General features: G+C 36.1%; 10 protein-coding genes. 3 read left to right on the top strand and 7 right to left on the bottom strand.

Translation table 11 applies throughout. The features are described from left to right. Window positions 1-35: 35 nt before the first annotated feature. The 6 genes from ATE47_RS18325 to ATE47_RS18300 form a co-directional block, all read right to left on the bottom strand. Window positions 36-968, bottom strand: coding sequence for a 2-hydroxyacid dehydrogenase (locus tag ATE47_RS18325; RefSeq protein WP_062163315.1), 933 nt, complete (start codon window positions 966-968; stop codon window positions 36-38). A 56-nt stretch (window positions 969-1,024) separates the two neighbouring features. Beyond that, window positions 1,025-1,417 carry a GxxExxY protein gene (locus tag ATE47_RS18320; protein WP_228376293.1) on the bottom strand — a complete coding sequence of 131 codons (393 nt, stop codon included), beginning with the start codon at window positions 1,415-1,417 and terminating at the stop codon, window positions 1,025-1,027. Window positions 1,418-1,530: 113 nt separating this feature from the next. Further along, window positions 1,531-2,052 (bottom strand): acyl-CoA thioesterase, encoded by a 522-nt coding sequence (locus tag ATE47_RS18315; protein ID WP_062163314.1) that lies wholly within the window; start codon window positions 2,050-2,052, stop codon window positions 1,531-1,533. Beyond that, window positions 2,040-2,792, bottom strand: a complete 753-nt coding sequence (locus ATE47_RS18310) for a hypothetical protein (RefSeq protein ID WP_062163313.1) — start codon at window positions 2,790-2,792, stop codon at window positions 2,040-2,042. The genes ATE47_RS18315 and ATE47_RS18310 overlap by 13 nt, the downstream gene beginning before the upstream one ends. A 204-nt stretch (window positions 2,793-2,996) precedes the next feature. Then, the gene (locus ATE47_RS18305; RefSeq protein WP_062163312.1) at window positions 2,997-5,102 is read right to left on the bottom strand and encodes a TonB-dependent receptor; all 2,106 of its coding nucleotides are present in this window, start codon (window positions 5,100-5,102) and stop codon (window positions 2,997-2,999) included. A 322-nt stretch (window positions 5,103-5,424) separates the two neighbouring features. Continuing rightward, window positions 5,425-6,195: a WG repeat-containing protein gene (locus tag ATE47_RS18300; protein WP_062163609.1), complete on the bottom strand. Its 771-nt coding sequence runs from the start codon at window positions 6,193-6,195 to the stop codon at window positions 5,425-5,427. 154 nt (window positions 6,196-6,349) lie between these two features. On the opposite strand from ATE47_RS18300, the gene ATE47_RS18295 reads away from it, so the two are divergent. The 3 genes from ATE47_RS18295 to ATE47_RS18285 all read left to right on the top strand — a co-directional run bounded on the left by ATE47_RS18295 (window position 6,350) and on the right by ATE47_RS18285 (window position 11,596). After that, window positions 6,350-8,617, top strand: a complete 2,268-nt coding sequence (locus tag ATE47_RS18295) for an aconitate hydratase (RefSeq protein WP_062163311.1) — start codon at window positions 6,350-6,352, stop codon at window positions 8,615-8,617. A gap of 131 nt (window positions 8,618-8,748) precedes the next feature. Next, complete coding sequence (locus ATE47_RS18290) at window positions 8,749-9,258, top strand: isoprenylcysteine carboxyl methyltransferase family protein (RefSeq protein WP_062163310.1); 510 nt, start codon at window positions 8,749-8,751, stop codon at window positions 9,256-9,258. A 106-nt stretch (window positions 9,259-9,364) separates the two neighbouring features. Then, entirely contained in the window at window positions 9,365-11,596 is a 2,232-nt protein-coding gene (locus ATE47_RS18285; RefSeq protein ID WP_062163309.1) for an outer membrane beta-barrel family protein, read from the top strand. A gap of 47 nt (window positions 11,597-11,643) precedes the next feature. Here ATE47_RS18285 and ATE47_RS18280 read toward each other — a convergent pair whose 3' ends face one another. Further along, complete coding sequence (locus tag ATE47_RS18280) at window positions 11,644-13,689, bottom strand: Ig-like domain-containing protein (protein WP_062163308.1); 2,046 nt, start codon at window positions 13,687-13,689, stop codon at window positions 11,644-11,646. Between the last annotated feature and the right edge of the window lie 51 nt (window positions 13,690-13,740).

The raw sequence follows: 13,740 nt of genomic DNA, 5'->3' as shown, positions 1-13,740 counted from the left end.
AAGCTAAAATACGAAAGTGTTATACGTTTGTTACGTTATTTGCTAAATGAAGCTATAATTTTATCAACAATCACCTGCGCCAGCTTTTCCTTGCTTTGAATGGTCCATCCTGCAATGTGGGGAGTCACAATTACTTTTTCGGACTCCAGAAGATATTTTAAGTCTTCATTTTCTGTTTCCAAATGCTCAAAAGATGATTTTTCGTATTCTAAAACATCAAGACAGGCTCCTTTTACTTTTCCGGCTTTTATAGCTTCAACTAAAGCTTTAGTTTCTACATTTTTCCCTCTTGCCGTATTCACAAAATAGAAATCGTTTTTCATATCAGAAATAAAAGGTCCGTCTATTAAATAATAAGATATTTCAGTCAAAGGAATATGTAAGCTCAAAACCTCAGCTTTTTCTTTTAATTCTTCCAAAGAAACCTGTGTAGCATATTCATCTGAAAGGTTGGGCAAAATATCATGAAAAATCACTTTACAGCCAAATCCCGAAAGTCTTTTTGCGGTGGCTTTCCCCATATTCCCGTAGCCGATGAGCCCAACAGTTTTTCCCATTAATTCGTCGCCCCTGTTTTCTTCACGCAGCCAGATTCCGTTTTTTACTTCCTGTGATGCAATGAAAAGCCTGTTCATTAAAACCAATAACATTCCAACAACATGTTCCGCTACAGAATCTCTGTTTCCTTCGGGAGAATTAATTAATTGAATTCCCAGTTTTTCAGCAACAGGAATATCAATATTTTCCATTCCGGCTCCCACTCTTGCAATGAACTTCAGATTTTTTCCTTTCTCTAAAAAGTTTTTATCCAAAGGAATTCTGCTTCGGATAATAACCCCGTCATAATTTTCGATTTTGTTGCAAACCTCATCATAAGTAGATACGAAATCTTCTTCCAGAATAAAGTTTTTTTCTAAAAGCTGATCGGTAATTAATGGGTGGTTCTTATCTAAAAGGAGGATCTTCATTTTTTTTAATTTAACACAAATGACACTAATTTTTTCACGAATAACACTAATTCTTATTATAAATTTCCGTTGATTACTCTTTTAACTCCATTTTTAAAATGAAGTGTATTGAAATTCATTAACATCCCTAGTTTACAATTACTTAAACGAAGATACGTCAGAATCTGAGCCAGATGAATATCATTCAAAGATTCAACAGATTTTATTTCAAGAATAAATTTATTTTCAATTATTAAATCGAGTCTATATCCAATATCTAATTTTACTTCATCATAAACTAGTGGCATCGGTTTCTGTTTTTCAACAAGAAGATGATGCTTTCTTAATTCATAAAACATGCATTCTTCGTAAGCACTTTCCAACAATCCCGGCCCTAAGCTTTTATAAACCAAATAACCTGATTCATAAACAATTCGCGATATATCATTTTCTGAAATATCCGTTTTCATATTTTTTTCATCTTTATGTTTTTAATTTAAAGAATTACACTAATATCCCATTGTAACACTATTAAATTATTTGTGAAAATCCGTGTAAAACATTTGTGCTTATTTGTGTTTAATTAACTAGGTTCCTGGAACAATTTCTTCAACTCCACAGATTCCAAAGGTTTCATTCTTCCTGAAAGAATCAATGACAGCTCTTTTCTTCTGAAAGCTGCGGCATGTCTAGATTTTTCCTCTTCTGTTTCCGGAATCATATCGGGAATAGGAATTGGCCTGTTGAATTCATCCACAGCCACGAATGTATAAATTCCCTCATTGGTATGAACTTTCGTCTGATTGATAGGATCATCCAGCCAAACATCTACGTAAACCTCCATGGATGTGGAAAACGCTCTGGAAACTTTAGATTCCAACACTACCACTCCGCCTTCCGGAATCGGATGATTGAAGGAAACGTGGTTTACAGAAGCCGTCACTACTCTTCTTTCGCAATGTCTTGCTGCGGAGATAGATGCACAGCGATCCATTTTTGCCAACAGTTCGCCTCCAAAAAGGTTTCTCAAAGAATTTGTTTCGTTCGGAAGAACAATATTTGTCATGATAGTCAGAGATTCTGACGCTTTTTTTACTTTTGCCATTTAGTCTTAGTGTTGTGTGTTGTGGGACTTTTGACATCATTTTGTGTTGCCGGCTGAACGGCTGAATCTTTTTTCAAAGAATCTATAACCGGTGGAGTATAACTATGTAATTTCACAGTATCTTTTTCAATCCTGTGGGTTTTTGTCTGTACGGAAATATTCGTTTTATCGAAGGATTTTTTCCCGAAAAGAAGCTCCTGTTGAGTATAAGCTACATAAATAATTCCTAAAACCGGAATAATAACCAAGAAAGTCCAAAGAATTGATTTATTAAATTTATAATCCTTTTCAGAATTTACAGGAACTTTTTGTTTCAGATTTTTATTATTAATGTCTGAAATTATGATTTCTTCCAAGCCGTAAAAATTGGGATGGTCAGATTGCAGCCTGTTTCCTTTAAAATGAGTTTCGCCGTCCTCAATGAAAATTTCTCCCAAACCCTGAATTTCCAGTGTTTGGTCTGCCTGCAATTTTTTCTTCCAAAAATCTGTTTGAATCTGCAGATCTGTTTTTGACGCTTCCAAAGTCATCTGCTTGTGATTCGCGATAAAAGCCGCCAATTCATCAGATTGCACCTCATAATCAGGCGAGTAGACGATTTGACTGGCAGGAGGAAGAATGCTCCCATTTTCGGAATTGATAATTGCTTTGGAATTTTCAAGAGAAAACACCCCAAATCCCGGAACTGTAACGGTCCCGAATTGTTTCAAATATTCTAAAATGTAAGCTGAAATATTCATTTGGTGGCAAATTTATGACTTTTTCGTGACTTTTGGAGAGATTTATTTTTAAGTTGAGATTAAGATTAAGGATAAGATTGAGACCGATTTAATTTAATATTTTCAAATCTGAAAATCCACAAATAAAAAAGACTGCCGAAGCAGCCTTAAAAAAATCTAACTTTTACCTTTTACTATAATTTAGTTTAAATATAGCCTGATTGATTACTGAATTTTCCAGCTGATCCCGAACATAAAATTGGTTCCGGCTTGGGAAAAATAGTAGGGAGTTCCGTCATAAACAGCTCCGTTGTTCACATACTTTTTGTTGAAAATATTATTCACCAAAAGCTTCAATGCAATATCATTATTTTTTATTTTAAATTGATATTGTGCATTAAAATCCGTCAAAAGATAATCTTTCAACTGTAAATTTTCATCTTCTGAATTATCTAGGTATTGCTTTCCAACGTATTGATTCATTAATGCAAACTGGAAGTTTTTTGTAGGATTAAATTTCACTCCTAAATTGGCAATAACGTCCGGCGAAAAAGAAATCTGAGTATTACCTAAATCTTTCGTTGAACCTTCATTTTCTACTTTAAAATCTAAGTTTCTGTTGTTGCTGAAGCTTACATTTCCTGAAACCTCCCATTGTTTTGAAAGTTTTGCCAAAGCTCCTAATTCAATTCCGCTTCTGAAACTTTTCCCGGAATTGGTTCTGATGAAAGCTCCGACATTATTCAGTTCACCATTTAAAACTAACTGATTGACATAATACATATAATATAAATTCGCCGTAAACGACACAATCCCGAATTGTTTTTCTAAACCAGCCTCAAAATCATGAAGTTTTTCTGCTTTAACGTTATTATTGGCTAATAAATCATCTCTGTTTGGCTCTCGGTGAGCATGAGCATAGGAAATGAAGATTTTTCCTTGTGGAATTCTATAATTAACTCCCGCTTTTGGGTTGAAAAACAACCAGTTTTTGTCCAAATTAGCACCTTCATCGTCTCCTTCCGTAATAATTCTCGTATCGTAATCAATATTTCTCAACTGCAGATCTCCAAAAAATTCAAAGTTATCAACTCTGACTAAAGCTTTTGCAAATCCCGCTACTTCATTTTTCACAGAACGGTTTCTGTAGTATTCGTGCTCATCAATTTCCGGGAAGAAAACGCCGGTCACATTTCCGAAATGTCTTCCGTAATACTGATTTCCTACAATTCCGAAATTCAAATCAAGATTCTCAAATTTTCCGTACAATGTAGAAACTAAGCCATAAAAGTCATTATTCAGCCATTTTTTTCTGATAAAATCTGAGTATTCTTCACCATTTGTATCAGCCAAATTGTATCTCGCAAAAGGATCTCCCTGCTTGTAATTTTCATAGTAACCTTTTCCTTTTGTGTAATGTAAAGTTGTTTCTAAATTCCAACGGTCATTAAATTTTTGCTCCCAAAGTAACTGGTAATGGTTTTGTCTGTAATTATCAGTTTCGTTGTCGTAAAAACCAACGATATTTTCCCAATTTGCATCATAAATTGCTCCGGAATAATTGAATTTCGGGTTTGTTTCCCAGGTTTTCCTATCAATTCCGTTCCAGGCCTGATACGTTTTTTCTTTTCCACCAAAAGCCATTAAGCGGATTCTCGTTTTTCCTTCTTCATACAAAGCTGTGAAATTGTAAGAATCCAGTTTTGAAAAAGCTCTGTCAATATAGCCGTCGGAATTGATGTGCGTGTATCTTCCCATCACAGAAAGCCTGTTTCCCCAGAATTTTCCGGAACCTATTTCCGCAGAATATTTGTAGGTGTTGAACGAACCGTAGCTGTCATCGGTTTTAAAATAAAACTTCTCTTCAGGATCTTTGGAAAGAACATTGATACTCGCCCCAAACGCTGCCGCACCGTTATTTGAAGTTCCAACTCCTCTTTGAATTACGATTTGTGACGCAGAGCTTGTAAGATCCGGGACATTCACAAAAAAAGTTCCCTGGCTTTCGGAATCGTTGTATGGAACGCCGTTCATCATGACATTAATTCCGTTTCCTGCAACTCCACGAATCCTGAATCCCGTGTAGCCAACACCATTTCCGGCATCCGAAGTTGAGATAATGGAAGTCTGGTTTTTAAGAAGGATCGGCAGATCCTGACCTAAATTCCGGCTGTCAATATCTTTGGCAACATTGATGATTTCTTTGGCAACAGGAAGTCTTTTGGTAAAATTAACAGCTTCAATTTCCCTTATTTTCAGGGAATCGGTATTTTGTGCTTGTAAAAAAGCAAAAGAGCCAACGGTAAGCCCTAAAAAAAATAATCCTTTCATTCTATAAATTTTTAAAATTTAATGAATAAAAGGGGCGGATTATTTATAATTGATAAGCGATAAAAGATGATTGATTTTAACTTTTTTTATAAAAACTGATAAAATTATTTATCAATTATCATTTATCAATTATATAAATGCTTCCCTAAACAGCATTACCCGTTCCAGGTTCATTGGGTATAATCTCAGCTTGTTACAGCACCCCTTTATTTCAGTCGCGAAATTACGAAAAATTTACGAAATGTTGGTTTTAAGCTTTTAGGATTAATTTTTAGTTAAAAAATTCGCAGATTATAATTGAAGAAGATGCTTCGGCTCCAGCCTAATACGTTTTGTTTTTTGAATCAACGTAGTAGTAATTTTTTCCGTCTTTGGAAACATCAAACATCTTCCCCAGTTTCCAGCTGAAGTTTCGTTTTATATCTGAATATTCAAAAGGGATAATAATATTGTTATTGACATCAATGACCCCGAAAGTATCATTTTTTGAAGCAACAATCATAGGATTTGCTACATCATCTCCTTCCAGAATATATAAATATTCATATTGAGGATATATCTGAAAATCTCTGTAATCCTGAGCATTTCGGAATTTTGCTTTTTCTATAATACCGAAAAAGCCGTTCATAGTGTAGGCCTGAAATAGCTGCTGCACGTATTCTTTATGAGCACATTGCCCAAGATCCTCTTTTTTAAATTTATAAACCCTCTTTCCTTTTTTATTTATCCTATATGATATTTCATCCTTTTCCACCGTTGCATAATCTGCTGTTCCGAACTTTCTTACTTTTTCGTTAGGTGAATTTAAAAGATTACAATCTTCATAAAAAAATACGGCAATATGATATTCCGGTTGGATAATAAACTTTCCTTTCTGGTTTACATAGCCAAAATTTCCGTCTTTCTTTTTCGGGATCAAAAGAGGAATTTCTGCATTCACCACAGGTAAATCAGAGGTTTTCTTCGGCGTTCCGGTTATCTTTTTAACAGCAGTTTTCGGTGTATTTTTAATAGGCAGTTTCTTCACAGATTTGGTCTGAGAAAAAATGAAAACTGAAATAAATACGCATAAAAATTGAACTACATTTTTCATATCCATCATTTGGTTGCAAAAATACGACCAAAAATAGAAAATATAAAATTCATATTTATAAAGAATCTAAATAATTTAACTCCGATAAAATATTAAAAATTCGTAATTTTGGGAACATTTTAATTGTTTGATAATTTTAAAACGTTTTTGAGATATGACATTTGATATCGATATGATCAAAAAAGTGTACGAGCGTTACCCGGAAAGAATTGCTGCGGCAAGACAAATCGTGGGCAAACCTCTTACATTATCAGAAAAAATACTATACACTCACCTTTGGGAGGGTAATGCTACACAAGTTTATGAAAGAGGGAATTCCTATGTGGATTTCGCTCCGGACAGGGTAGCAATGCAGGATGCAACTGCACAGATGGCACTTTTACAGTTTATGCAGGCAGGAAAAAGCAAAGTTGCAGTTCCTTCTACAGCTCATGCCGATCACCTGATTCAGGCAAAGGTAGGTGCAGATAAAGATTTACAGGAAGGTATCAATAAAAACTCTGAGGTATTTAATTTCTTAAGTTCCGTTTGTGATAAATACGGAATCGGATTCTGGAAACCGGGAGCTGGTATCATTCACCAGGTTGTATTGGAAAATTATGCATTCCCTGGAGGTATGATGATCGGTACAGATTCTCACACGGTAAACGCGGGAGGATTGGGAATGGTAGCCATCGGTGTAGGTGGTGCTGATGCAGTAGATGTAATGGCGGGAATGGCTTGGGAACTTAAAATGCCTAAACTTATCGGTGTAAAATTAACTGGTAAAATGAGCGGATGGACTTCTGCCAAAGACGTTATCTTAAAAGTAGCAGGAATTCTTACTGTAAAAGGTGGGACAGGATGCATCGTAGAATATTTCGGGGAAGGAGCAGAATCTCTTTCGGCAACCGGTAAAGGTACTATCTGTAACATGGGTGCTGAAATTGGGGCTACAACTTCTACTTTCGGGTATGATGATTCCATGAGAAGATATCTGGCTGCTACAGGAAGACAGGATGTAGTAGATGCTGCTGATAAAATTGCTGAGCACTTAACGGGTGATGCTGAAGTATATGCAAACCCTCATCAATATTTTGATCAATTAATCGAAATCAACCTTTCTGAACTTACTCCTCATCTTAACGGACCTTTCACTCCGGATTTAGCGACTCCTGTTTCTGAATTCAGAGCTAAAGCGGAAGCAAACGGATGGCCATTAGAAGTTGAATGGGCTTTGATCGGTTCTTGTACCAACTCTTCTTACGAAGATTTGTCAAGAGCTGCTTCTATTGTAGAAGATGCTGTAGCCAAAGGTGTAAAGCCAAAAGCTATTTTGGGAATCAACCCAGGTTCAGAGCAGGTAAAATATACAGCTGAGAGAGACGGATTCTTAGATTCTTTCAGAAAATTTGAGAACGCAAGAATCTTTACTAATGCTTGTGGGCCATGTATCGGTCAATGGGACAGAGAAGGCGCTGAAAAAGGTGAGAAAAACTCTATCATCCACTCTTTCAACAGAAACTTTGCAAAAAGAGCTGACGGTAACCCAAATACTCACGCATTCGTAGCTTCTCCTGAAATGGTAGCTGCTGTAGCGATCTCTGGAAGATTAGACTTCAACCCGATTACAGATACTTTAACAGCTGAAAACGGTGAGCAGGTAAAATTAGATGAGCCTAAAGGTTCTGAATTGCCGGCAAGAGGATTCGCAGTAGAAGATGCGGGATACCAAGCGCCTTCAGCAGACGGATCTATTGTTCAGGTAAATGTAAGCCCTACTTCAGACAGACTTCAGTTATTAGAAGAGTTCCCGGCTTGGGACGGTAAAAATATCGAAGGAGCTAAAGTATTGATCAAAGCTTTCGGAAAATGTACAACTGACCACATTTCTATGGCCGGACCATGGTTGAAATACAGAGGTCACCTTGATAATATTTCAAATAACATGTTGATTGGAGCCGTAAATGCTTACAACATGGAAACTAATAAAGTTAAAAACCAACTAGACGGTTCTTACGGAGAAGTTCCTGCTGTACAAAGAGCTTACAAAGCTGCAGGAGTTCCTTCAATCGTTGTGGGAGATCAAAACTACGGAGAAGGTTCTTCAAGAGAGCATGCTGCAATGGAACCAAGACATCTTGGAGTAAAAGCAGTATTGGTAAAATCATTCGCGAGAATCCACGAAACTAACCTTAAAAAACAAGGTATGCTTGGATTAACTTTTGCAAACGAAGCTGATTATGACAAAATCCAGGAAGACGACACTGTAAACTTCCTAGATCTTGAGCAATTCGCTCCAGGTAAACAATTGACTTTAGAATTCGTTCACGCAGACGGAACGAAAGACATTGTTATGGCAAATCATACTTACAATGCTCAGCAAATCGATTGGTTTAAAGCTGGTTCTGCATTAAACTTGATTAAACAACAAGAAAATTAATTGTTAGATTAAATTAATCATAAGTAAAGCAGTTCCAATTGGAGCTGCTTTTTTTGTGTTTTTAATCCCATATTATTTCACGATATGAAGAAAAATCTTTACTTTTGCACTGATCAAAAAAAATTATCATCGTGAATACTGTTTCCATCATTTTAATCTGTTTCTTCGCTGTAAGACTCATTACAATTTTTATTTCCATCAAAAACGAGCAAAGAATAAAAAAATCAGGGGCTATAGAATACGGAAAACTAAATTCGTTATTACTAACTCTTGCTCACATCGCTGTTTACGGAGGTTCGTTTTATGAAGCATATACCAACAATGTTGAATTCAATCTTTACTTAAAAATCGGTTTATGTATTCTTACATTTTCATATTTGATGCTATTTTATGTAATCTATGCGCTTCGTGAAGTTTGGACGGTGAAAATTTTCATCGTTCCCAATCATAAAATTGTAAAATCATTTTTGTTCAGAACTGTCCGCCACCCGAATTATTTTTTAAATGTAATTCCCGAAATCATTGGCGTTACCTTATTATGTAATGCCTGGAAAACGATGATGTTTGTACTTCCGGTTTATCTTGTTATTTTAATCATAAGAATTTATCAGGAAGAAAAAGCAATGAAAGGGATGTTATAAATTAAACTTCATATTTAATCATAATAAAGGTTTTGCGTTTGCAAGACCTTTTTTTGTAACAAAACTTATTTTTCAGCGTCTAACTGATAGAAGTAGAAAAAACATTATGAAAAAAATAACTATTCCGTTGCTGATTTTAGGCTCAATATTTACCTATGCCCAGGAAAAGCCTGATAATCAAACCAAAGAAAAACAAATCGAAGGAGTTACGATCACTAAAACTAAAAAAGCTGTTGAACAAAAAGCTGACCGTACCATTTTTGATTTCTCAGAACAGCCGCAACTCAATAACGGGAATGTTTTAGAAGGAATTAAAAAACTTCCCGGCCTTGTTTCTACAGACATTGCAGGAATGATGTATCAAGGAAAAGTTTTAGATGTTTATCTTAACGGAAGACCTTTAAATATTACCTCCAACGAATTAAATTCTTTTCTTGAAGGCATGCCTGCCAATTCAGTGGACAGAATTGAAGTGATCACGCAGCCCGGCGCAGAATTCCCGGCCACTTCCGGAGGTGCGATCATGAATATTATCACGAATAAAAATGCCAATAAATATTTAACGGCAACTTATTCAGGAAATTATTCTTTCACCAATTACGATAAATTCCGAAGCAGAACGAGTAATTCATTAAACTTAAATGCAAGAAATAAAATTTTCGGATGGCAATTGAACATCGGTCAAAACTATCGTGAAAGTATGCTTACTACTAATCAAAATGATTTGTTACGAAGCAATACAGACAGATACGGACGCGGATATTTTGCAAAATCAGGGTTGACTTTTGATCTTGGGGATGACAGATTATTATTAAACTACGATATTTATCACAATAACAATGACAATTACACCTTGAGTGATGGTGAAGGAGCTGAAAAAGTTACAATTCCCAACACCAACCCTGAACAATTTTATTACAGAGACTTTATTTTTGATGCTTCCGATGCCGCGCATACTTTGAATACGAGACAGGAAGCGGTTGTCACTTATCAAAAACGATTTGATGATAAAGCTCAGAAATTAGATTTCCAGTTTGGATATACAAAATCGGACAGCAAATTTGATCAGGATAACATTTTCAGAAGAGGTACATTTTACAATCCGGAAGAAGCATTTTCATTTACAGCAGGAAATGTTTTAAGCAACAAATCCGATATGAGAATCGCCAATTTTAAAGTCGATTATTCTCAACCATTGAAAATTCTTGACGGTGGAAAAGTAAGCTTGGGAGGTTTATATGAAAATCAGGATTTTGATACGGAAAGCAAAGGTTTAACGAATTTAGAATATAAAAGACAAACTACAGCAACTTATCTGGAATTCCAGGCTAAGTTGAAAAAGTTTGACTTTATTTTAGGGACACGTGCAGAAAACTACGATATTTCGGGAGTTACGAGAGTGTTGGACAGTACAAATACTGTGGTTCAGAAGGATTTAATTCCATTTAATAAATTTAAATTATTCCCGAATGCAAGCGTTCAGTACAACTTAATGAACCAAGTGTATGTTGCTGCAAATTACAATAAAAAGATCAGCTTACCGAGTATTTCTGCCTTAAACCCGAACAACACAACGTTTCAGGGACCCAATACACAGGTAACAGGTAACCCGAATCTACAGCCAACAATTTTTGATAATTATGAATTGAAAGTTTCGGCCTTCGATTATGCTTTCATCGGATACAGTGTAAGTTCGGCGAAAAATCAGGTGGCTCAGATCATTAGAAAAGATGGTAAAAACCTGTACAATGAGCAGGTGAATATTTCCAATATGAAGATTCACAACTTCAATGTGGGGCTTCCGATTCCGTTTATGGTTTTCAGTAAGCCGATCAGTGAGATTATGAAGTTTAATTTTAATCCTGATAAAATTAATTTCATGTATCTGTACGCGGGTTATCAAAAGCATGACATTGACAATCTAAACAATAAAGGTTTCTGGATTTTTAATATTATGACGCAAATTATTTTGCCGAAAGAGATTAAATTAACGGCAAATTACAGTTATTTAACGCCAAAAGCAGGATATTTTTATTTCACGGCGGAAAAACCATTTAATAATTCTTTAGATATAACTTTAACAAAGAAATTTATGGATAACCGTCTTACGGTTTCTGTTTTTGCGAATGATATTTTCAACGGGCAGGTAATGCAGGTGCGTTCCAATCCGCCTTCCGGAGAAGCTGTTTATATGAGGAATAAATATGATACGAGAAACTTTGGTTTATCAATCAATTATAAAATCCCAACAAAAAATAAGTTGGCCAAAGAAGATCCAAACATCCTGAACAGTACCAAAAAAGAAGAAAATGGCGGTGTAATACAGCCAGGACAATAACTTAAACAATAAAAAAACGGCTCATTAATCTGAGCCGTTTCTTTTTATTATTTCTTAATCACTTTAATGGATTGTTTCGTTCCGTCCTTCATATCAAGAATTAAAATATATAAACCTTGCGAAAGATCATTAAACCTTAAAACTGATTCTGCTTTGACGTTATTTTTAATTAATTTTCCGGAAACATCAGTTACCTGAATTGATTTTACCATCTCCGGCCTGTCAATGTTAATAACATCCGTGAAAGGATTAGGATAAACCTTCAGCAAATCTTTTGATTTTACTTCCGAAGTAGACAAACAATTGGCATCTACGGTTGCCATTACTGTTGTTCTTGGAGATTCACATCCCGAATTTACTTTAAGATTATACATAAAATAATAAGAATCGGAAGCTGCATTTGAGCCTGTTGTAATACTGAAATTAGGAATTGAATATGGGAAAACCGCATTACTCTGATAATTTCTGTAATAATTTCCACCGGACATTCTCATTCTGTAAGTTCCCGGCGTCAGTGTCATATTGATAGGAACTGTCTGAGGTGTTGTTCCATCACTTGCAATTGTGGAAGTGAAAGGAATGGTATTAATTACACTAAATGATGTTGGTCCCTGTAAAATTTCGAGCGTTGTACTTTGTCCTGCCGATTCCGGAAATACATCTGTCGAAACTAAAGTTAGCGGCTGATTTGTCACTTCAAACTGAATATAATAAGTATTAATTGCTCCTGTTATAGCCGGTGCTGCCATAGAATTCGGAGTTGCCGGACCTACAAACATAGAAGTTCCGTTGGTAGCAGAAACATAATATGGAGTCGTAACAGATAGTGCAGGTGTCGTAAAAGTACTTCCTGTACCTACGACATTTCCTCCTGAGCTTGCGTCATACCAAGTCAAAACAGCTGCAGGATCCGTTGTCACTGCTGATAAAGTTGCTGTGCTTCCCGGACAGACCGTAGCCTGAGTAGTTGAAGAAACTACAGGCGGCTGACATTGTGTAGTAAATTGTACAGGTAATAAAGACCATGCACTGAAATTACCTGAACCACAATTTGATCTTACCCAAACATAATACGTTGTTGCAGCCGTCAGCGGACTTAATGTAGCTGTCGTACCCGCAAAGTTTGGCATTGTAGGAGGTGTAGAAGAAGTTGGCGGTGTACTTGAAGTACTGTAATAAATATCATAACTCGCCGGTGCGGTGGAAGGAGCCTGCCATGTGATATTTGCTGAATTTGTTGCAGTGGATACTACGGTTAACGTTTGTGGAACCCAGCATGTAGGTGGAGTCCAGGTATACGTTAATCCAGCAGTAGGCATTCCCGGAACAGCATTAATTGTATGAAAATTCTGTGTACTCGAATTCGCAGTACCTGGAGTAGAACTTATGAATTCCAGTGATGTTGCATTTAGCCTGTTATTAAAATCAGCATTAGAATTTCCCCTTAAACCAATCTGTACAGTTCCGGACAAAGCAGTGTTACCTATAATATAACCTCCGGTATCATATACGGTATTAATAACATTTGTGGTTTCATGTAATCTTATCTGAAATGCAAATGCATACGCTGCCGTTACAGAAGTACTGCTGTTTGGGCGGAAATTTTTCCACTGAACAACAACCTCACGGTTGGGAGCCGTCCCCAAAGTTTCCCAACTGATACTTCCTGTAGTCCCGTTAATTTCATACATACTGCTGATATCTCTTCCGAAAGCCGCAATAGCTCCTTCATAGGCAGTTGTAGAGGAAATAGGTGTTGTAGTTGTCGTGGAAGGTGCTGTTGCCCCGAATGTTACAAAACCATTCGTCGATACATTCATGGAACTATAAGAAATTCCATTAAAAACAAAGTTAAAAGGTAATGTTACAGGATAAACAGCGCTGTTAAGATTAGTTGTAGAGGTATTACCCGTCGCAATATCTAAATTTGTTCCGCTAATAGCCGAAAAACTCCCTGCCGACTGGGTAAAGCTATAGGTACTTACCTGAGCCGTGTTATATATTCCTAAAAATAATGCAACCCCAAGTATGGTTGGCGTAAAAAACTTTTTTCCCCTCTCCGGAAGAGAGAAAGATTTGTAAAAATGTTTCATTTGGATGTGGATTAAATTAATCTTAAATATACATTTTAAATAAACATTACC

The sequence above is a fragment of the Chryseobacterium sp. IHB B 17019 genome, from assembly GCF_001456155.1.
Classification (GTDB): domain Bacteria; phylum Bacteroidota; class Bacteroidia; order Flavobacteriales; family Weeksellaceae; genus Chryseobacterium.
The sequence above is the reverse complement of the archived record's forward strand: the minus strand, read 5'-3'. Positions and strand labels throughout refer to the sequence as shown.